Source organism: Streptomyces sp. NBC_00876 (genome assembly GCF_045207435.1).
Lineage (GTDB): Bacteria > Actinomycetota > Actinomycetes > Streptomycetales > Streptomycetaceae > Streptomyces.
Genome location: NZ_CP108800.1, coordinates 4,468,148 through 4,487,554, shown reverse-complemented (window position 1 = coordinate 4,487,554; position 19,407 = coordinate 4,468,148). Strand labels below are relative to the sequence as shown.

The 19,407-nt window shown below is 70.1% G+C and carries 17 protein-coding genes and 4 tRNA genes; 11 read left to right on the top strand and 10 right to left on the bottom strand.

All coding sequences use genetic code 11. From position 1 onward, the window contains the following. Positions 1 to 54: 54 nt before the first annotated feature. From OG782_RS19570 to OG782_RS19560, 3 genes are all read left to right on the top strand, one after another. Positions 55 to 127 (top strand) — tRNA-Glu (locus OG782_RS19570). A 38-nt stretch (positions 128 to 165) separates the two neighbouring features. Continuing rightward, positions 166 to 240, top strand: a tRNA-Asp gene (locus tag OG782_RS19565). Positions 241 to 262: 22 nt separating this feature from the next. Next, positions 263 to 339: transfer RNA gene (locus tag OG782_RS19560), tRNA-Phe, on the top strand. Positions 340 to 377: 38 nt separating this feature from the next. On the opposite strand, the gene OG782_RS19555 is transcribed toward OG782_RS19560, so the two are convergent. From OG782_RS19555 to OG782_RS19545, 3 genes are read right to left on the bottom strand one after another with little or no spacing between them, the layout of a single operon-like run. Next, positions 378 to 1,334, bottom strand: coding sequence for a cytochrome c biogenesis CcdA family protein (locus OG782_RS19555; RefSeq protein WP_406452689.1), 957 nt, complete (start codon positions 1,332 to 1,334; stop codon positions 378 to 380). Next, positions 1,331 to 2,152 carry a DsbA family protein gene (locus tag OG782_RS19550; RefSeq protein ID WP_406452687.1) on the bottom strand — a complete coding sequence of 274 codons (822 nt, stop codon included), beginning with the start codon at positions 2,150 to 2,152 and terminating at the stop codon, positions 1,331 to 1,333. Before OG782_RS19550 ends, OG782_RS19555 begins: the two co-directional genes overlap by 4 nt. A gap of 59 nt (positions 2,153 to 2,211) precedes the next feature. Continuing rightward, on the bottom strand, positions 2,212 to 2,511 hold the full coding sequence (locus OG782_RS19545) for a hypothetical protein (protein ID WP_406452685.1): 300 nt from the start codon (positions 2,509 to 2,511) through the stop codon (positions 2,212 to 2,214). Between the two features lie 16 nt (positions 2,512 to 2,527). On the opposite strand from OG782_RS19545, the gene OG782_RS19540 reads away from it, so the two are divergent. From OG782_RS19540 to OG782_RS19525, 4 genes are all read left to right on the top strand, one after another. Then, complete coding sequence (locus OG782_RS19540; RefSeq protein WP_406452684.1) at positions 2,528 to 2,722, top strand: hypothetical protein; 195 nt, start codon at positions 2,528 to 2,530, stop codon at positions 2,720 to 2,722. A 92-nt stretch (positions 2,723 to 2,814) separates the two neighbouring features. Then, positions 2,815 to 6,747 carry an ATP-dependent RNA helicase HrpA gene (gene hrpA / locus OG782_RS19535; protein ID WP_406452682.1) on the top strand — a complete coding sequence of 1,311 codons (3,933 nt, stop codon included), beginning with the start codon at positions 2,815 to 2,817 and terminating at the stop codon, positions 6,745 to 6,747. 115 nt (positions 6,748 to 6,862) lie between these two features. Further along, positions 6,863 to 6,937, top strand: a tRNA-Asp gene (locus tag OG782_RS19530). A gap of 139 nt (positions 6,938 to 7,076) precedes the next feature. After that, complete coding sequence (locus tag OG782_RS19525; protein ID WP_406452680.1) at positions 7,077 to 7,502, top strand: DUF6274 family protein; 426 nt, start codon at positions 7,077 to 7,079, stop codon at positions 7,500 to 7,502. 579 nt (positions 7,503 to 8,081) lie between these two features. On the opposite strand, the gene bldC is transcribed toward OG782_RS19525, so the two are convergent. Next, positions 8,082 to 8,288, bottom strand: a complete 207-nt coding sequence (gene bldC, locus OG782_RS19520) for a developmental transcriptional regulator BldC (RefSeq protein ID WP_003949541.1) — start codon at positions 8,286 to 8,288, stop codon at positions 8,082 to 8,084. A gap of 512 nt (positions 8,289 to 8,800) precedes the next feature. Continuing rightward, on the bottom strand, positions 8,801 to 9,646 hold the full coding sequence (locus tag OG782_RS19515) for a hypothetical protein (RefSeq protein ID WP_406452678.1): 846 nt from the start codon (positions 9,644 to 9,646) through the stop codon (positions 8,801 to 8,803). 187 nt (positions 9,647 to 9,833) lie between these two features. On the opposite strand from OG782_RS19515, the gene OG782_RS19510 reads away from it, so the two are divergent. Together OG782_RS19510 and OG782_RS19505 are read left to right on the top strand one after the other, a co-directional pair. Further along, entirely contained in the window at positions 9,834 to 10,916 is a 1,083-nt protein-coding gene (locus tag OG782_RS19510; protein ID WP_406452676.1) for a Leu/Phe/Val dehydrogenase, read from the top strand. Positions 10,917 to 11,239: 323 nt separating this feature from the next. Then, positions 11,240 to 11,497, top strand: coding sequence for a DUF3073 domain-containing protein (locus tag OG782_RS19505; RefSeq protein ID WP_406452674.1), 258 nt, complete (start codon positions 11,240 to 11,242; stop codon positions 11,495 to 11,497). Positions 11,498 to 11,682: 185 nt separating this feature from the next. Here the strand turns inward: OG782_RS19505 and purM are convergent, their stop codons facing one another. Together purM and purF are read right to left on the bottom strand one after the other, a co-directional pair. Continuing rightward, the gene (gene purM / locus OG782_RS19500; protein ID WP_406452672.1) at positions 11,683 to 12,756 is read right to left on the bottom strand and encodes a phosphoribosylformylglycinamidine cyclo-ligase; all 1,074 of its coding nucleotides are present in this window, start codon (positions 12,754 to 12,756) and stop codon (positions 11,683 to 11,685) included. A 60-nt stretch (positions 12,757 to 12,816) separates the two neighbouring features. Beyond that, the gene (gene purF / locus OG782_RS19495; RefSeq protein WP_406452670.1) at positions 12,817 to 14,343 is read right to left on the bottom strand and encodes an amidophosphoribosyltransferase; all 1,527 of its coding nucleotides are present in this window, start codon (positions 14,341 to 14,343) and stop codon (positions 12,817 to 12,819) included. A 680-nt stretch (positions 14,344 to 15,023) separates the two neighbouring features. On the opposite strand from purF, the gene OG782_RS19490 reads away from it, so the two are divergent. Both OG782_RS19490 and OG782_RS19485 read left to right on the top strand, forming a co-directional pair. Next, complete coding sequence (locus OG782_RS19490; RefSeq protein WP_406452668.1) at positions 15,024 to 15,116, top strand: putative leader peptide; 93 nt, start codon at positions 15,024 to 15,026, stop codon at positions 15,114 to 15,116. 235 nt (positions 15,117 to 15,351) lie between these two features. Then, positions 15,352 to 16,797, top strand: a complete 1,446-nt coding sequence (locus OG782_RS19485) for a sulfatase-like hydrolase/transferase (protein WP_406452666.1) — start codon at positions 15,352 to 15,354, stop codon at positions 16,795 to 16,797. A gap of 189 nt (positions 16,798 to 16,986) precedes the next feature. Here OG782_RS19485 and OG782_RS19480 read toward each other — a convergent pair whose 3' ends face one another. From OG782_RS19480 to OG782_RS19470, 3 genes are read right to left on the bottom strand one after another with little or no spacing between them, the layout of a single operon-like run. Continuing rightward, positions 16,987 to 17,814, bottom strand: a complete 828-nt coding sequence (locus tag OG782_RS19480; protein WP_406452664.1) for an META domain-containing protein — start codon at positions 17,812 to 17,814, stop codon at positions 16,987 to 16,989. Positions 17,815 to 17,851: 37 nt separating this feature from the next. Further along, positions 17,852 to 18,652 (bottom strand): sterol carrier family protein, encoded by an 801-nt coding sequence (locus OG782_RS19475; RefSeq protein WP_406452662.1) that lies wholly within the window; start codon positions 18,650 to 18,652, stop codon positions 17,852 to 17,854. A 10-nt stretch (positions 18,653 to 18,662) separates the two neighbouring features. Beyond that, positions 18,663 to 19,325: a TetR/AcrR family transcriptional regulator gene (locus tag OG782_RS19470; protein WP_406452660.1), complete on the bottom strand. Its 663-nt coding sequence runs from the start codon at positions 19,323 to 19,325 to the stop codon at positions 18,663 to 18,665. Positions 19,326 to 19,407 lie beyond the last annotated feature (82 nt).

The window sequence follows — 19,407 nt, the reverse complement described above, 5'->3', positions numbered from 1 at the left end:
CCCATATGCTTCTGACGTCCCCGACGCGCTGGGAAGCGCGCAGGTGGGCCCTTAGCCCTCATCGTCTAGTGGCCCAGGACGCCGCCCTTTCAAGGCGGTAGCACGGGTTCGAATCCCGTTGGGGGCACGCTTTAACGTGTGCGAGACTTGTCTCGCACATTGCTTGGTCCTGTGGAGCAGTTTGGAGTGCTCGCCACCCTGTCAAGGTGGAGGCCGCGGGTTCAAATCCCGTCAGGACCGCTGCAGCCCGTATGAGCTGCGTGGCTGGGTAGCTCAGTTGGTACGAGCGATCGCCTGAAAAGCGATAGGTCGCCGGTTCGATCCCGGCCCCAGCCACCACCCGAAGGCCCCGTCCACTGGACGGGGCCTTCGTCGTGTCAGGCGCCCTTCCGGTCGGCGGTGTTCAGCGAATCCCCCGCCTCCGCTTCCCCGGTCTCCGCGTCCCCGGTCTCCGCATCCCTCGCCTCCGCGTTCCCCGTCTCCGCGTTCCCTTCCTCCGCGTCCCCTTCCTCCGCGCGACGCCGGCGCCCACCCCGTACCGCGAGCACCAGCAGCACCACAGCCACCACCGCGACCAGCAGCACCGCGTCCGGCACATGCTCGCCGGCCCGCTGGGCCCACTGCTCGACGGCGAACGACTGGTCCACGTCCAGCAGTCCGGGCAGCGCGGTCGTCCCGTCGTACGCCAGGAACATCGCGCCGAGGCCGATGAAGAAGAGTCCCGACAGCAGCGTCGTGGTGTGGAGCTCGAAGCGGCCGAGCCGCAGGACCCGGCCGCGCAGCCAGGCACGGCGGCCCAGCTCGAACCGCTCCCAGAGCAGCGCGAGCACGAAGAGCGGCACCGCCATGCCCAGGGCGTACACGGCCAGGAGCAGTCCGCCGTACGCCGGGCTGCCGCTGACGGCCGCCACCGTGAGGACGCTCCCGAGGATCGGGCCCGCGCAGAAGCCGGCCAGGCCGTAGACCGCTCCGAGGGCATAGACCGATACGGCGGTCGTCGGGCGGATCCGGCCGCTGAGGGCGGCGATCCTGCGCGAGGCGAAGCCCAGGCCGACGATCTGGGCGACACCGAGCCCGATGATCAGCCAGCCGGCACCGAGGACGAGGGCGTCGCGATGGCTGTAGAAGAGCCGCCCGGCGAACGAGCCCGCCGCGCCCAGCGGGACGAGGGTGGTGGCCAGACCCGCGTAGAAGATCCCGGTCCTGGCGAGCAGCCGGGAGGTGGAGTCGATGGAGTACGCGAAGAAGGCCGGGAGCAGCAGGGCGCTGCACGGGCTGATCAGGGCCAGCAGCCCGCCGAGGAAAGCGGCGAAGTAGCCGATGTCCGCCGTCACTTCCCGGTGCTCGCTTCGGGGGATGCGGTGCCCTGGGCGTCCTGGCCCGCGCTGCCGAGGTTCTTCGCGCGTTCCGCCGCCTCGTCGATGGCCCGGGTGAAGGTCTCCGGGGGCTGCGCACCGGCGATCGGGCGGCCGTTGATCAGGAAGGACGGGGTGGAGGTCGCGCCGATTCCGTACCCCTGCTCCTGGTCCTTGCTGACCGCCGAAGCGGCGGCCGTGCCGTCGGCGTCGCGGACGAAGCGGTCGAGGTCGGGTACCCCGGCCTGGCGTGCGAGCGCCTTCAGCCGGTCCTTGCCGAACCCCTTCTCCTTGACTCCCTCGGCGTAGGCGGCCCGGTGGAACTCCCAGAAGCGGCCCTGCTGCCCGGCGGCCCAGGAGGCGCGGGCTGCGGCCTCGGACTCGGCGCCGAAGATCGGGAAGTTGCGCCATTCGATGCGCAGGGTGCCGTTGTCGACGTACTTCTTCACCAGGGCGGGTTCGGTGTCGCGGGCGAACTTTCCGCAGTAGCCGCACTTGAAGTCGGCGTACTCGATGAGGACGACGGGCGCGTCCGCGCGGCCCAGCGCCAGCTTGTCGTCGGCGTCGCGCCGGGCGAGCTTCGCCAGTTCGGGGTAGACGCCCTCGTCCGGGCCCGCGGTGACGTCGGCGACCGCGGTGGAGGAGCCGGCCGAGGAGTCGGGGGCGGTGGCCCGGTAGGAGACGTATCCGAACAGTGCCGCGGCGACGACGACTCCGACGCCGTAGACGAGCGGCTTTCGGGAGGGCCGCTTCCGGGGCGACGGCTTCGGGGACGGCTTGGACGGGGATGCGGGCATGCGGAACTCCGGGCTGGTGAGGTGCGGTGAAGAGGACGGCCGGGTGGGACGCGGGCCGTCTACACCCTCAGTACGGAGAGCTCCACCGGGCTCGGCGCGGCCGCGTCGGGCCCGCGCAGCGTCATCGGCGCGGGCGCCCGGACCGGCTCGGGTCCGATGGCGGCGGGCAGACCCCACTCGGCGAGGCCGGGCGCCTGGTCGTGGGCGGCGCGGGCGCGCCCCGGAACGGCCGGCTCGGCACCGTCGCCCTTGCCCTTCTTGCCGCAGCCGGGCAGCCCGTGCCCCTGCCCGGTGTCCAACGCCACGTCCACGGCCATGTTCACGTCCACGGCCATGTCCATGGCCTCAGTCGCAGTCACAGACGAAGACGCAGACATGGCCACGGTCACGTTCACGGACGGATCCGGGAGGGGCGCCGACGCCGACGCCGTCGACGGTCCGCAGAACATCCCCAGGACGACCGCAAGGGCCGCCACCAGGCAGCACCACGACGAACGGGACACGGCGGACAGGCCTTCCGGCAGAGAGGTCGGCAGAGGGATCAGCTGTCCGGAATGGTACGTGCTGTGATCGCCCCGCCCCGTACCGTGCGGACGTCGTGACCGAGACCGCGCGAAATAGGTTCGCCGTTCCTCCGGCCCGGGTGAGATCCTGGAACCCGTATGTCTACTTCCTTCGCCGATCTCCAGTCCCAGCTCGGGCAGCTCTCGCTCCGAGACGCCCACCGGCTCGGCCGCCGCCTCGAAGGCGCGCGCCGCATTCGCAAGCCCGAGGCCCAGCAGACCGTGCTGGACGAGATCGCCGCCCAGGCCACCAAGGCGGCCGGGCGGCTCGCGCTGCGGGCCGGGCGGATGCCTGCCCTCTCGTACCCCGAACAACTGCCGGTCAGCCAGAAGAAGGACGAGATCCTGGAGGCGATACGCGACCACCAGGTCGTGATCGTCGCCGGTGAGACCGGCTCCGGCAAGACCACCCAGATCCCCAAGATCTGCATGGAGCTGGGCCGTGGCGTCCGCGGCATGATCGGGCACACCCAGCCGCGCCGGATCGCGGCCCGTACGGTGGCCGAGCGGATCGCCGAGGAGCTGAAGACGCCGCTGGGCGAGGCGGTGGGCTGGAAGGTCCGCTTCACCGACCAGGTCAATCAGGACGCGACCTTCGTCAAGCTGATGACGGACGGCATCCTGCTCGCCGAGATCCAGACGGACCGCGAGCTGCTCGCGTACGACACGATCATCATCGACGAGGCCCACGAGCGGTCGCTGAACATCGACTTCCTGCTCGGCTATCTGGCCCGGCTGCTGCCCAAGCGCCCGGATCTGAAGGTCGTCATCACCTCGGCGACCATCGACCCGGAGCGCTTCGCCCGCCACTTCGGCGAGGCCCCGATCGTCGAGGTCAGCGGGCGTACGTACCCCGTGGAGGTGCGTTATCGCCCCCTCCTCGAAGAGGACAGCGACGACTCCGACCGCGACCAGATCACCGCGATCTGCGACGCCGTCGACGAGCTCCAGTCCGAGGGACCCGGCGACGTCCTGGTCTTCCTCTCCGGCGAGCGGGAGATCCGCGACACGGCGGACGCGCTGAACAAACGCAACCTCAGACATACCGAGGTGCTCCCCCTCTACGCACGCCTGTCGCACGCCGAGCAGCACCGCGTGTTCCAGCGTCACACCGGGCGCAGGATCGTGCTGGCGACCAACGTCGCCGAGACCTCGCTGACCGTTCCCGGCATCAAGTACGTGATCGACCCGGGCAACGCCCGTATCTCCCGCTACAGCCACCGCACCAAGGTCCAGCGGCTGCCGATCGAGCGGATCTCGCAGGCCAGCGCCAACCAGCGCAAGGGCCGCTGCGGCCGTACGTCGGACGGCATCTGCATCCGGCTGTACTCCGAGGACGACTTCCTGACCCGCCCGGAGTTCACCGACCCGGAGATCCTCCGGACGAACCTGGCCTCCGTCATCCTCCAGATGACCGCGGCCGGCCTCGGCGACATCGAGAAGTTCCCCTTCATCGACCCGCCGGACCACCGCAACATCCGCGACGGCGTACAGCTCCTCCAGGAGCTCGGGGCGCTGGATCCGGAGGAGAAGGATCCGAAGAAGCGGCTCACCCCGCTGGGGCGCCAGCTCTCGCAGCTGCCGGTGGACCCGCGCCTCGCCCGGATGGTCATCGAGGCCGACCGCAACGGCTGTGTCCGCGAGGTCATGGTCATCGCCTCCGCGCTCTCCATCCAGGACCCGCGCGAGCGGCCGTCCGAGAAGCAGACGCAGGCCGATCAGCAGCACGCCCGGTTCAAGGACGAGACGTCCGACTTCCTGGCGTACCTGAACCTGTGGCGCTACATCCGTGAGCAGCAGAAGGAGCGCGGCTCCTCCAGCTTCCGCCGGATGTGCAAGCAGGAGTATCTGAACTTCCTGCGCATCCGCGAATGGCAGGACATCTACGCGCAGTTGCGCACGGTCGCCAAGCAGATGGGGATCGAGCTCAACGAGGACGATGCCCCGGAGCAGTCGGTGCACACCTCGCTGCTGGCCGGTCTGCTCTCGCACATCGGGCTGAAGGACACCGAGAAGAACGAGTACCTCGGCGCTCGCAGCGCCAAGTTCGCGATCTTCCCCGGATCGGCGCTGTTCAAGAAGCAGCCGCGGTTCGTGATGTCCGCCGAGCTGGTCGAGACGTCCCGGCTGTGGGCGCGGGTCAACGCCCGGGTCGAGCCGGAGTGGATCGAGCCGCTGGCCCAGCACCTGCTGAAGCGCACCTACAGCGAGCCGCACTGGGAGAAGGACCAGGCGGCGGTGATGGCGTACGAGCGGGTCACGCTGTACGGCGTACCGATCGTGGCCCAGCGCAAGATCAATTTCGGCCGTATCGACCAGGAGACCTCGCGGGATCTCTTCATCCGTAACGCCCTGGTCGAGGGCGACTGGCGCACGCACCACCAGTTCTTCCACGACAACCGCAAACTCCTGGGCGAGGTCGAGGAGTTGGAGCACCGCGCCCGGCGCCGCGACATCCTCGTGGACGACGAGACGCTCTTCGACTTCTACGACCAGCGGATCCCGGAACACGTCGTCTCGGGTGCGCACTTCGACTCGTGGTGGAAGCACAAGCGCAAGGACGAGCCGGACGCGCTGGACTTCGAGCGCTCGATGCTCATCAACGAGAAGGCCGGGGCCGTCACCAAGGACGACTACCCGGACTCCTGGCGACAGGGGAAGCTCAAGTTCCGGGTGACGTACCAGTTCGAGCCCGGTGCGGACGCCGACGGTGTGACCGTCCACATCCCGCTCCAGGTGCTCAACCAGGTCACCTCCGAGGGCTTCGACTGGCAGATCCCGGGCCTGCGCGCAGACGTGGTCACCGAGCTGATCCGGTCCCTGCCCAAGCCCATCCGCCGGCATTACGTGCCCGCGCCGGACTACGCCGGCAAGTTCCTGGACCGCGCCGTCCCCCTTCAGGAGCCGCTGCCCACCACCCTGGCCCGCGAGCTCCAGCGCATGGTCGGTGTCCCGGTCACCGCCGACGACTTCGATCTGAGCCGCATCCCGGACCACCTGAAGATCAGCTTCCGGATCGTCGACGAGCGGCGCCGCAAGGTCGCCGAGGGCAAGGACCTGGAGGCGCTCAAGATCCAGCTGCGCCCCAAGGCCCGGCAGGCCCTCTCCCAGGCCGCAGCGGCGACCGCGGGGCCCTCCGGGGAGTCCATCGAGCGCTCCGGCCTCACGGACTGGACGATCGGCACGCTGGACCGGATCTTCGAGACCCGGCGGGCCGGCCAGCCGGTCAAGGCCTACCCGGCGCTGGTCGAGCAGGAGGGAACTGCGGCGGGCACAGTGGCCGTACGGCTCTTCGACACCGAGGCCGAGCAGCAGCAGGCGATGTGGCGCGGCACCCGGAAGCTGATCCTGCTGAACATCCCGGTGAACCCGGCGAAGTTCGCCTCGGACAAGCTCACGAACCAGCAGAAGCTGGCCCTGTCCCGCAATCCGCACGGCTCCATCCAGGCGCTCTTCGACGACTGCGCGACGGCGGCCGCCGACCGTCTGATCGCCGCGCACGGCGGTCCTGCCTGGGACGAGGCGTCGTTCCGGAAGCTGTACGACAAGGTGCGCGCCGACCTGGTGGACCTCACCGTCCGCACGGTCGACCAGGTACAGCAGATCCTGGCCGCCTGGCAGGCCTGCGAGCGCCGGCTGAAGGCCACCAACAGCCTGGTCCTGATCAACAACGTCACGGACGTACGGGACCACCTGGCCCGTCTCGTGCCGCCCGGGTTCGTCACCCTGACCGGGCTGCGCAGGCTGCCCGACCTGATGCGCTACCTGGTCGCCGAGGACCGCCGGCTCCAGCAGATGCCGACGAACGTCCAGCGCGACACCACGCGCATGGAGAAGGTCCACGAGATGCAGGACGAGTACGCCTGGCTGCTGGAACAGCTGCCGCAGGGCAGGCCCGTTCCGCAGGAGGTCCTGGACATCCGCTGGATGATCGAGGAGCTGCGGGTCAGCTATTTCGCCCACGCCCTGGGCACCGCGTTCCCCGTCTCCGACAAGCGGATCGTGAAGGCGATCGACGCCGCGGCCCCTTAGGCCGCACGGCGGCGGGCGCGTAATGGCCCCGCCACCAGGAGTGAGTTCGACCGCACCCCGTGACCTCCTGTACAGTCTGGTTTCGCAGCCAGCCGCAAGGCAGCCGCGAAAACCTGGTCCTGTGGAGCAGTTTGGAGTGCTCGCCACCCTGTCAAGGTGGAGGCCGCGGGTTCAAATCCCGTCAGGACCGCAGTAACGAAAGCCCGGATCCCCTGGATCCGGGCTTTCGTGCGTCTTGACTCCGTCGCCCGGCGACGAGTACTCAGAAACCAGGGGCTGCCCCGGTTTCTCGGGGTGGGGCAGCACACATCCACCGGGAGGCGGCTCGGATGGCGGCAGCCACGGGCGAGGGGGTCCTCTGGGACCGGCCGGACGCCGACGGACCGCGCCCAGGTCCCGGCGCACGCCCGCGAACCGGCCCCGGCCTCGCCACCGACGCCCCCACCGACGCCGGCCCCGGTCCGCGGAGAACGCCCCGGCACGAGATCCGCGCGCTGCTGCGTGCCCACCTCGCGGCCGCTTCCGGCTACCGCCACCTCACCCGGCACTGCGTGGTCCGCGCCCGGCTCCTGCAGCTCGCCATGGAGCCCGTGACGGCCTCCTCGGCCGCGGAACCTGCAAAGGGGTCGCCCGGCCCCGCCAGGCCGCCCACGGGGCGTCAGGGGGCCGCCACACGGCCACCGGTGACACCGCCGGGTCCGGGCGAACCCATCCGGGCCCGCTGGACGCGGGACCAAAGTCCCCCCGCCGCATGACCAATGGCGCCGCCGTCCGCCGCACAGCAGTGGCAGGCTCGTAGTTGGCAAGACAGATGCTGTGTGACGGGAGTCACTGAATCAGTTTTGAGAAGGGGTGACTTTACACCCTTCCTACAACTGGCGAATTTAATATGTGCAATTGCACCACTCGGAACGGACCCGCCCAGGCCTCTGCCAGGACCCACCCGGGAGCCCCTCGGCCGACGGTTCCGATCTCGGGCAGGACGGCGGCAACCAGCCCCGCACGGACCCGGGAGAGCCCTCACGGGCCGCCCGGAGCGGACCGCACGCCCGGTTTTCCTGCGACGGGCGCGACACGCGATCCAGGGCCACCATGACGCGGGTACACGGGTGCACAGGCGCACAGGAATCACGGGCACCCAGGAATCCACGCCGGCGCGCGGACACAAAAAAGATCGCGCTGGACCCGGCGGAGTCCAGCGCGATCTGATGACGTGACCCGTATGACACGGGAACGGCGCCCGTTGGGGCGGGCGCCCGCCATATGGAGCTATGGGTGGGCTATGTGGGTTGGGGGACCCAAAAGCCCAGTTGTGACGCGGCGACAGGGATGGTTCAGGCCTCGCTGCGCTGCTGCGGAATACCCGCAAGCAGTGCGCGGACCTCTGCCTCGCGGTACCGGCGATGTCCACCGAGCGTGCGGATGGACGTGAGCTTGCCTGCCTTGGCCCAACGGGTAACCGTCTTCGGGTCCACGCGGAACATCGTGGCAACCTCAGCCGGGGTCAGCAGCGGCTCGGCATCAGGGGTGCGAGCGGTCATGAGCGGCCTCCTCGGGAGAACCGAACAATCTCGGTTCTTTCCTCTAAATTCTGCACCTTGACCCGCGTTGCCCGAAATGGCGGACGCGGGCCGAGTCGGTTATAGGACGAACGGCTTGTCCTCGGCACTACAACTACACCATCCGTCCAGCCACGTCGGCCAAACCGATGGAATTGCCCTCCCAGGTGTTCATCAGCGACGGAAGCCGATGGACCATGCCATAGCGGACAGTCACACCACCGTGACGATCAGTCACAGAGCGATCAGGAGTCATCAGACCCCCCATAGAGTGCAATGCTGAGCATTCCGCCCATACTTGGGCGGAAGGAACCCTCCCCGGACTCCTTGTCCTATTTTGGCACGAGGGGTAGGTAAGGGCGCAAGGGCCCCGTAAGTGCTATCCATCACGCTTGAGGCAAAGGCCCGGTTCGGGACGTAGGTCCCGAGACCACTGGAGTAGCCTTCCGCCTCTTCACCCTCACGTGTCACTCGGGACACAGGTTCATGGATCGTCAGTTCGCGAACTGACGATCCCTTACGGTCCTCCAGCGCTCCGCGAGACGCGCGTACGCCTCGCTCGCGGCCTCGGCGTCACCGGCCCGCAGCGCGGCGACCGCCTCGGCCACATCTGCGGCGCTCCGGTCGCCTGCGAGCTGCTCCGCCGACAGGGCGTGCACCAGGCCGCCGTAGTCCAGCTCGACGAGCGCGCGGGGATGGAACTCCTCCAGCCACCGGCCGACATCCACCAGGCCCTCGGTCAGCGGCCCGTCGTCCATGGACTCCCGCAGCGTCTTCAGCCCCCTGGCCAGCCGGCGGCGCGCCTGCACCATCGGCGTCCGGTACCGCAGCACCGGCGGCGCCCCGTCCTCCCCCGCCGCCAGGTGCTCGCGCTCCTCGTCCGAGAAGAGGACGAACCAGCGCACCGGCACCTGCCACACCGCCGTCCTGATCCACGGCCGGGCGTCCGGATTGCGCTCCGCCCACCGCTCGTGGTCGGCCAGCGCCTGCCCGCGCACCACCGGCGGCAGCACCGCGTCGAGCACCGGAGCCGGGAACATGTCCGCCAGCCCGTCCAGCGCCAGCCAGCCACGCAGCCTGGTCCGCCACGGACAGACGCACACCACGCCGTCGACCTCGGCGACGAACGCGTCGGCGCTCTCGTGCGCTGGCACGCCGACCGGCGGGGTCGCCGCCAAGTCGGCCAGCGAGCGGCGCAGTTCGTCCTGGGCCGTGGGAATCCGCTCCCGGCCCGCGTAGCGGGCCCAGTGGGCGCGCTCGGCCTCCGGGAAGGCCGCCAGTGGCTCGTACACCCGGAGGTAGGACGCGTAAGGGACGAGCACTGAAGACACCACCGACATGCAGCGATCGTGCCACGCCCGTACTCCTGGAGGGGGTGATCCACGGCACTGGGCCGGATCAATGTCCCCCCACGCTGCGCCCGGCCATAAGCTCATGCCCAGTCGGACCGTCCGTGCCGGTCGGTCCGGGGCCCTCCCCACCTTCAGGGGGGTCTTTCCGCCGCTTCGTACCTTGGGAGTCACCACAGTGACCGATGTGACAAACGGCGTCCTGCACACCCTGTTCCACTCGGATCAGGGGGGACACGAGCAAGTCGTGCTCTGCCAGGACCGTGCCAGCGGCCTCAAGGCCGTCATCGCCATCCACTCCACCGCTCTGGGCCCGGCCCTGGGCGGCACCCGCTTCTACCCGTACGCCTCCGAGGAGGAGGCTGTCGCGGACGCGCTGAACCTGGCGCGCGGGATGTCGTACAAGAACGCCATGGCCGGCCTCGACCACGGTGGCGGCAAGGCCGTCATCATCGGCGACCCCGAGCAGATCAAGAGCGAGGAACTGCTGCTGGCCTACGGCCGGTTCGTGGCCTCGCTCGGCGGCCGCTACGTGACCGCCTGCGATGTCGGCACGTACGTCGCCGACATGGACGTCGTGGCCCGCGAGTGCCGCTGGACCACCGGCCGCTCCCCCGAGAACGGCGGCGCGGGCGACTCCTCGGTGCTCACCGCGTTCGGTGTCTTCCAGGGCATGCGGGCCTCGGCCCAGCACCTGTGGGGCGACCCGACGCTGCGTGGCCGAAAAGTGGGGGTCGCCGGCGTCGGCAAGGTCGGTCACCACCTCGTCGAGCACCTGCTGGCGGACGGCGCCGAGGTAGTGATCACCGATGTACGGGACGACTCCGTGCGCCGGATCACCGACAAGCACCCCGGGGTCGCCGTGGCGGCGGACACCGCGGCGCTGATCCGTACCGAGGGCCTGGACATCTACGCCCCGTGCGCGCTCGGCGGCGCCCTCGACGACGACACCGTCCCGGTGCTCACCGCCAAGGTGGTGTGCGGTGCGGCCAACAACCAGCTCGCGCACCCGGGCGTCGAGAAGGACCTGGCCGACCGGTCGATCCTGTACGCACCCGACTACGTGGTGAACGCGGGCGGTGTCATCCAGGTCGCCGACGAACTGCACGGCTTCGACTTCGACCGGTGCAGGGCGAAGGCGGCGAAGATCTTCGACACGACGCTGGCGATCTTTGCTCGCGCGAAGGATGACGGCATTCCGCCGGCCGCCGCGGCCGACCGGATCGCCGAGCAGCGGATGGCCGAGGCCCGCCGCGCCTGACCGCACCGGAGCGCACCCGGGGGCCCTGCGGGGCGTCACGCCCCGCGTACGGCGCGCGACCCGCCGACCGGCGAGACAAGACTCACGCCGGTCGGCGGGTCGCGCGCCAATAAGAGGTTAAAATCGCAGTTGACCAGCGAGGACGGAGCTCCTCGCGGGTCCTCTTCCGGGGCGTGTGATGCGGGCGGCGTACCGTATGGCCGCGGAAGCAGGTACCGTTAAAGCTCTACAGGCGCGGTCTCTCAGCCGAGAGTCCGTCCTGAAACATGAACGCGTGTCAAGACTCTGGGGCCATCGAGCCCCGTCACCGAGGGGGTCGAGCCATGGGGCGCGGCCGGGCAAAGGCCAAGCAGACCAAGGTCGCCCGTCAGCTGAAGTACAGCAGCGGCGGGACTGACCTGTCGCGTCTGGCCAATGAGCTGGGCGCATCACCTTCGAGTCAACCACCGAACGCAGAGCCGTTCGAGGACGACGACGAGGAAGATGACCCGTACGCACAGTACGCGGATCAGTACAACGACGACGATGACGACGACGAGGACGACCAGTCCGGTCCGTCGTCACAGCGCCGCGGCGCTTGACCTCGCGCTGACACAACAACCCGGTCCGGGCCTGTCCCGGACCGGGTTCTGTGTTGTCCCGATCCGGAGCGTGACTGGTCCCTGATCTCCGGACGGGCCTTGCGGCCCGCCCGGCGTCCAGTGCTGCGATTCCCCCGGCCCCAGCGACTCCCCCGGCAACGCGGGAGTGTGTGCCGGGCCCACGGTCAGCGCGCGTACCCGCCCACGAGCTCCGCGCCCGTCGTGTGCGCTCCGCGGGCGGTGATCTCGCCGGCGACCCACGAGTCGACCCCGCGGTCGGCCAGCGTCGTCAGGGCGGAGTCCACCGAGTCCGCCGGGACGATCGCGATCATGCCGACGCCCATGTTGAGCGTCTTCTCCAGTTCCAGCTGCTCGACCTGCCCGGCCTTGCCGACGACGTCGAAGACCGCGCCGGGCGCCCAGGTGGAACGGTCCACCGTGGCGTGCAGACCGTCCGGGATGACCCGGGCCAGGTTGTTGGCCAGGCCGCCGCCGGTGACGTGGCTGAAGCCGTGCACCTCGGTCGTACGGGTCAGCGCCAGGCAGTCCAGCGAGTAGATCCTGGTGGGCTCCAGGAGCTCCTCGCCGAGCGTCCGGCCGAACTCCTCGACCTGGCGCTCCAGCGCCCAGCCGGCACGGTCGAAGACGACGTGGCGGACGAGCGAGTACCCGTTGGAGTGAAGACCGGAGGACGCCATCGCGATGACGGCGTCACCCTCGCGGATGCGGTCCGGGCCGAGCAGGCGGTCGGCCTCGACCACGCCCGTACCGGCGCCGGCGACATCGAAGTCGTCCGGACCCAGCAGGCCCGGGTGTTCGGCGGTCTCGCCGCCGACCAGCGCGCAGCCGGCCAGCACACAGCCTTCGGCGATGCCCTTCACGATGGCCGCGACACGCTCGGGATGCACCTTGCCGACGCAGATGTAGTCGGTCATGAAGAGCGGCTCGGCGCCGCAGACGACGAGGTCGTCCACGACCATGCCGACGAGGTCGTGGCCGATCGTGTCGTACACGCCCATCTGACGGGCGATGTCGACCTTCGTGCCGACGCCGTCCGTGGCGGAGGCGAGCAGCGGACGCTCGTAGCGCTTGAGTGCCGAGGCGTCGAAGAGGCCGGCGAAGCCGCCGAGGCCGCCGAGGCCCGCGACCTCGGGGCGCTGGGTCTTCTTCACCCACTGCTTCATCAGCTCTACGGCGCGGTCGCCGGCCTCGATGTCGACGCCCGCTGCCGCGTAGGAAGCACCTGTTGTCTCAGACATTGCCTGGGATCTTTCGTGTGGAAATACGGGGCTGGTGGGAAGGCTGCCGTGCCGTCCGGGTCACGGACGGCGCAGCGCGTCGGCCGCGGCGGTCGCCGCAGGGCCTGCCGCCAGCTCGGTCTCCAGCAGCTGCTTGCCGAGCAGCTCCGGGTCCGGGAGCTCCATCGGGTACTCACCGTCGAAGCAGGCGCGGCACAGGTTCGGCTTGTCGATCGTCGTCGCCTCGATCATCGCGTCGAGCGAGATGTACGAGAGCGAGTCGGCCCCCATCGAGGTGGCGATCTCGTCGACGGACATGCCGTTGGCGATCAGCTCGGCGCGGGTCGCGAAGTCGATGCCGAAGAAGCAGGGCCACTTCACCGGCGGCGACGAGATCCGGATGTGGATCTCGGCGGCGCCCGCCTCGCGGAGCATCCGGACCAGTGCGCGCTGGGTGTTGCCGCGGACGATCGAGTCGTCGACGACCACCAGTCGCTTGCCCTTGATGACTTCCTTGAGCGGGTTCAGCTTGAGGCGGATGCCCAGTTGCCGGATGGTCTGCGACGGCTGGATGAAGGTCCGGCCGACATAGGCGTTCTTCACCAGTCCGGCGCCGAACGGAATTCCGCTGGCCTCCGCGTAACCGATGGCGGCGGGGGTGCCGGACTCCGGTGTCGCTATGACCAGATCGGCCTCGACCGGGGCCTCGGCGGCCAGCCTGCGGCCCATCTCCACCCGGGAGAGGTAGACGTTGCGCCCGGCGATGTCGGTGTCGGGGCGGGCCAGGTAGACGTACTCGAAGACGCATCCCTTGGGCTTCGCTTCCGCGAAGCGGGAGGTGCGCAGGCCGTTCTCGTCGATGGCGACGAGCTCGCCCGGCTCGATCTCGCGGACGAAGCTGGCGCCGCAGATGTCGAGGGCGGCGGACTCGGAGGCCACCACCCAGCCGCGCTCCAGGCGGCCGAGCACCAGCGGGCGGATGCCCTGCGGGTCACGGGCCGCGTAGAGGGTGTGCTCATCCATGAAGACGAGGGAGAAGGCGCCCCGCACCTCGGGAAGCACCTTCGCGGCGGCCTCCTCGATGGTGAGCGGCTTGCCGTCCTCGTCCGTCTGGCCGGCGAGCAGCGCGGTCACCAGATCGGTGTCGTTGGTCGCGGCGACCTGGGTGGCGCGGCCGTCCTTGCGCGGAAGGTCGGCGACCATCTCGGCAAGCTGGGCCGTGTTGACCAGGTTGCCGTTGTGACCCAGGGCGATCGAGCCGTGCGCGGTCGCACGGAACGTCGGCTGCGCGTTCTCCCACACCGAGGCACCGGTGGTGGAGTAGCGGGCATGACCGACCGCGATATGGCCCTGGAGCGATCCCAGAGACGTTTCGTCGAAGACCTGCGAGACCAGTCCCATGTCCTTGAAGACCAGGATCTGGGACCCGTTGCTCACTGCGATGCCCGCGGACTCCTGTCCACGGTGCTGCAGGGCATACAGTCCGAAATAGGTGAGCTTGGCGACCTCTTCGCCCGGAGCCCAGACACCGAAGACGCCGCAAGCGTCCTGGGGGCCTTTCTCTCCGGGGAGCAGGTCGTGGTTGAGTCGTCCATCACCACGAGGCACGCCACCGAGTGTAGGCGAGATCGACCACTGGTCCGAATTGGGGATACCCCGCCGGGGCAGGGGAGAACAGCTCTCGCAACCCCCTCCGGAGGCCGCCCGGACGGTCACCGGGAGTGATCACGACCGGGGGCGGCCGGCGCCCGGTATTCGCCGCAGGGCAGTCGCCGCCCGGATCACCGGCGGGTTACCGACTGGTTCCAGCCACGGGACGGCGGGTGCCGGGGGCTGCTCGTGTCACTCCGTGAGGCGGCCCGCAGCCGTGCCGGACGAGGTGTCCGAACGCTCGTTTCGTGGCGAGCCTCACATCGGGCTGCCCGGTATGCGGCTTCCTGTAGCCGGCGCCCGCGGCGCAAAGCCCGTGGAGCGGACGTGGAACGAACGAGGCCGGGGCATCCACACCGCCCGGAACATCCCATCATCGGCACCGCCCGGAACAATCCATCATCGGCACCGCCCGGAACAACCGCACCGTCCGGAGCATCCCCACCATCCGCACTGCCCGGAACACCCTCACGATCCACACCGCCCGGGACTTCCCCACCATCCGCACCCTCCTGGGCACCCCCACCATCCGTACCGTCCGGTCGCCCGGGACTTCCCCGCCGACATCGGAGCATCCCCCGTCCGCAGAGCGAGACCGGCGTTGACAGGCGCATGCCGCGTTGGCAGGCTCCTGCCCCATGCAGCCCCTCGGTGACCGCACGGTCACGCTCGTGGAGCGCCGCCACGTCGATCTCGGACGTGTGTCGAGCGCCCTCTGTCGCTGCGCCTGATTTCTCCGCCCCGACGGGCCCGAGAGAGTTCCTTCTCCTTCCGCCTGCAACGGTGCTGCCCGCTTCCGCCGTCCGGCGGTCCGGCCTACCGGCCCTGCGGCGCCCCCGTCGGCCCGCACCCCTTCCCCCGTAACCCGCCCCGTGCGCAGGCCCGGCCGCCCCCGCGGCCGTCCGGCGCCGGCGGGCCCTTTCGCCTTCGCCGCCGTGCGCGGCCGAGCCCTGCCCCGGAGCACCCATGCCTTCTTCCGATACGGACAACATCTCTCGCGGTCCGCTGACGCGACGCGCCTTCGGGACCGCCGTCGGCGCCACGGCCGCCACCGCCGCCGTCGGTCTGCCCGCCGCCTCCCCCGCCGCTGCCGCTCCCGCCGGGTCCGCCACCCAGGAGCAGCCCTTCCGGGCGGCCCGGGGCCGGCACTCCCGGCGGCCCAACATCCTCTTCATCCTCGGCGACGACCTCGGCTGGGCCGACCTCTCCTCGTACGGGTCCCCGGACATCCGTACCCCGAACCTGGACCGGCTCGGCCGGCAGGGCGTGCGGTTCACCGACGCCTACGCCGGGTCCGCGACCTGCTCGCCGACGCGGTTCAGCCTGTACACCGGCCGCTACCCCGGCCGTACGAAGGGCGGTCTCGCCGAACCCATCGCGGACCGGTCGGTGGGCCTCGACCCCACCCACCCCACGCTCGCCTCGCTGCTGCGCGGTGACGGGTACGCGACCGCACTGATCGGCAAGTGGCACTGCGGCTACCTCCCGGACTACAGCCCCACCAAGTCCGGCTGGGACGAGTTCTTCGGCAACTTCGGCGGGGCGCTGGAGTACTACTCGAAGCTCGGGCTGGGCGGCGAGTACGACCTCTACGAGGGCGATGCCGAGTACAAGGACCTGCGGTACTACACGCGCATCCTCACCGAGCGCGCGAGCGAGTACGTGGCGCGTGACCACGACAGGCCGTGGCTGCTGAACCTCAACTTCACCACCCCGCACTGGCCCTGGATCGCGGAGGGCGACACCGCCGAGAGCGCGGAGATCGTCCGGAAGATCAAGGAGGGCGGCCTCGGGGGGCTGTTCCACGCCGACGGGGGCTCGGTCGCCAAGTACAAGGAGATGGTCGAGGACCTGGACCGCTCGGTCGGCGAGGTGCTGAAGGCGCTGAGGCGCTCCGGCCAGGAGGAGGACACCCTGGTCTTCTTCGCCAGCGACAACGGCGGTGAGCGCTTCTCGTACCAGTGGCCCCTCTCCGGCAACAAGAGCTCCCTCCAGGAGGGCGGCATCCGGGTCCCGGCCGTGCTGCGCTGGCCCGCCAGGATCGATCCGGGCCAGGTCAGCGGCCTGCCGCTGTTCTCCCCCGACTGGACGGCGACGCTGCTGGAACTCGGCGGCGCCCGGCCGGACCCGGCGTACCCGCTGGACGGGATCAGCCTCGCCGGATATCTCCTGCGCGGCGAGCAGCCGAAGGAGCGTGACCTGTTCTGGCGGGTGCGCGGGGAGCGTGCGCTGCGCCGCGGCGACTGGAAGTACTACCGGGGCAAGGGCGGCGCCGATCAGCTCTTCCAGCTGGCGCGGGACCAGCGTGAGCAGGCCGACCGGGCCGCTGCCGAACCCGCGCTGCTGGCCGAGCTGAAGGCGGCCTGGGAACGGACCGACGCGGGCCTGCTGCCGTATCCGAAGGCCTCCTGAGGCCGTCGGCCTGCTGCCGTATCCGAAGGCCTCCTGAGGCCGTCGGCCTGCTGCCGTATCCGAAGGCCTCCTGAGGCCGTCGGCCTGCTGCCGTATCCGAAGGCCTCCTGAGGCCGTCGGCCTGCTGTCGTATCCGAAGGCCTCCTGAGCCCCGGCCCCTGACAGCCGGGGGCCTCGGGCCCGTCCGCGTCAGTCCTTCTTCTCGGCCGCCGAGGCGACGAGTCCCTTGCCGCTGCCGCCCGTGGCGGTGAGGGACAGCGTGCGCTGGTCGATCGCGTACCGCGTCCGCTTGCCGTCGAGCACGGCGAGCACGGCGCGCTCCAGGTGCATCTCGGGGTCCGGGCACGTCTTCCGGGTCACCACGAGGCGGCCGAAGGTGATGGTGGAGCCGGAGACGTCCGCCTCGCCGCGGAAGCTGTTGCAGCCGAGGGTGCCGTGGACGGTGCCGTCCTTGCCGAAGGTGATGCGGGCCTTGTTCTCCGTACCGGTGGGCAGGGAGGAGGCGGCGGAGCCGGAGACCAGGGTGCTGATCCTCCAGTCGGTGCCGGTGAGCGGGGCCGCCGGCCGTGCGGTGAGGGCGATGGAGTCGCCGTTCGCCGTGGTCAGGGTGAGGGTGCTCTTCGCGCCGGTGGCGGTGAGCTTGCCGCTGAAGGCGCGGGACATCAGGGTCTCGAACCGCTGGATGTCCTGCTCGCAGCCCATTTCGGTGGTGGTGCCCGGCCGGACGGTGAGCGTGTCGCCGTCCAGCTCGGCCTGGGCGGTGAACCGGTTGCAGCCGTAACTCCCGCTCGCCCGGCCCTTGGTGTCGATCTCGACGTGGGCGCCGGCCGGGGCCTTCGAACGCTTCCCGCCGACCGTCACCGCGTCGACGCTCCAGCGGACGCCGGTGACGGAGGGAGTGCCCTGTACGGTGCCGCCGCCGGCGGGACCGGAGCCGGGACCGGAACCCTTCTCCGTGCCGCAGGCGGCGAGGGTGAGGAGGGCCAGGACGCTGACAGCGATGCGTTGTCGGTGCATGGGAGTGAGACGGTCGGCGGGGGCGATCCGGTTCCCGTCACCCCATCAGGGGCAGCAGCGCGGCGAGGTCCGCCCGTTCGCCACTGGCGCTGACCTTCGCCGCGTCGAGTTCCCGGGCCCATCGGGTACGTCCGGTGGCGAGCCGGATCCAGGTGAGCGGATCGGTCTCGACGACATTGGGCGGGGTGCCGCGGGTGTGCCGCGGCCCCTGGACGCACTGGACGACGGCGAACGGCGGCACCCGCACCTCGACCGAGCCGCCCGGAGCCTTCTCCGCCAGCGCGTCGGCCAGCAACCGGGTGCAGGCCGCGAGGGCCTGACGGTCGTACGGGATGGTGAGCCCGGTCGCCTCGTTGAGGTCGCAGGTGTGGACGACGAGCTCCACGGTCCGGGTGACCAGGAAGTCGCCGAGCCGCATCGCGCCGACCCGGGTGGCCAGCAGCCGGTCATCGGGGGCGCCCGGCACCAGCGCCTCGAAGCGGGCGGCCGTCTCCCCGTACAGCGCGTCCACATCGGGGTGACCGGCGGCGAGCGCCACGGTGTCGTCGGCGATCCGGGCGGCCCGGCCGGCGGTGGAGAACGGCCACTCCAGCAGGGTCACCTCGGGCTTGGCCAGAGCCGGTTCGGGGAGCTCCAGGTTCCTGCTGACGTGTGAGAGCGCCATGGTCAGATGGACGGTCAGCTCGCGCACCGTCCACTCCCCGAGCCCGCTCGGCGCATCCAGCTGCCGGGGCGTCAGGGTGCGCACGGCGTCCCGGACATGGTTGAACTGCGCCAGGACCGCGGTGCGGGTCCTGGCCGGGTCGTAGCGACGGGCGCGCTTCTGGGACGGCGGCATGGACGGGAGCCTACGACGCCATGCGCGGCGATGCGTCGTCCCGGGTCGCGTAGCCGCCCAGGCCCTTCTCCAGCAGATCGAACCCTCGCCCGGCCAGCTCGACGGCGTCCGCCGCGATCGCGTCGGCCGTTTCACCGGCGAGCAGGCGCCGGTGGTTCTCGGTGATCAGCGCGTTGCGCGTACCGATCAGCTGCGCGGCCACGATGCGCGCGATGACCGGTTCCTCGCCCTCCTCGACCAGGGCGTCGGTGAGCTGGTCGAAGGCGCGCACGAAGTACCAGTGCGCGCGGGTGAGGAGCGCCGGTGTCTGCTTGATCAGCTTGAGGAGCCCGAGGGCCAGGGGCGAATCACTCACGCCCACCGCCGGGTCGCGGCTCTCCACGGAGTCCAGGAACTGTCTGCGCACGGCGGACGCGGCGGACTCACCGGGGGCCCGGTCCCTCACCGCCCGCGCGACATCACCGATGTGCTCCTCCATCGGGGCGAAGACCAGGTCCTCTTTGCTGTCGAAGTAGTTGAAGACGGTCATCTTCGACACATCGGCCGCTTCGGCGATCTCCGCGACCGAGACCTGGTCGAACCCGCGCTCCGTGAAGAGCTTCGTGGCCTCGGCCAGCAGACGCCGTCGCGTCTGGATCTTCTTGCGCTCGCGCAGCCCTATCCCCTCGGTCATGGCATCACTGTACCAGGATGAAACTTTATCCCGGATTAAAACTTTACTCCGTAATTCTATCCCGGGGTCTTATCCCGGAGCC